Genomic DNA, 691 nt, shown 5'->3' with positions numbered 1-691 from the left:
TATTATTAATGCTTTGTTTTTAGGGCAACGTCAAAATATTGACAGGGCTATTTATACCAACTATACCAATGCTGGAGCTATTCATATTTTAGCTGTTTCGGGTTTACATGTTGGTATTATTTTTCTCATTTTAAATTTTTTATTTAAACCTATAGAACGTTTAAAAAAAGGGTATTTAATTAAAACCATATTTCTACTAACTACTCTATGGGGTTTTGCTGTCATTGCTGGTTTATCGGCTTCGGTAACTAGAGCTGTTACCATGTTTAGTATTGTGGCTATTGCTGTAAACTTAAAAAGACCCACAAACGTTTATAACACATTAGCTATATCAATATTTGTTATATTACTATTTAAACCACTATTTATTTTTGATGTTGGTTTTCAATTAAGCTTTTTAGCCGTTTTTGCAATTGTAGCCATAGAACCTATGCTAAATAAACTTTGGAAACCAAAAAACAAACTATTAAAAATATATTGGCAAACTTTAACCGTTACAATTTCGGCACAGTTTGGTATTATACCAATTAGCCTGTTTTATTTCCATCAATTTCCAGGGTTGTTTTTCATATCAAACCTAGTAATAATTCCGCTACTTGGCTTTATTTTGGGTTTTGGCATTTTAATAATTTTATTAGCTTCTATTAACGTATTACCCCAGTTTTTAGCTGATGCTTTTGGGTTTATAATT

1 protein-coding gene is annotated in these 691 nt (G+C 29.8%); it reads left to right on the top strand.

The window, feature by feature from the left end; genetic code table 11:
• Positions 1-691: ComEC/Rec2 family competence protein (locus FUA24_RS07815; protein WP_148541190.1), on the top strand; the 691-nt coding region annotated here is incomplete at both ends.

The organism is Seonamhaeicola marinus (assembly GCF_008085455.1).
The sequence above is the reverse complement of the archived record's forward strand: the minus strand, read 5'-3'. Positions and strand labels throughout refer to the sequence as shown.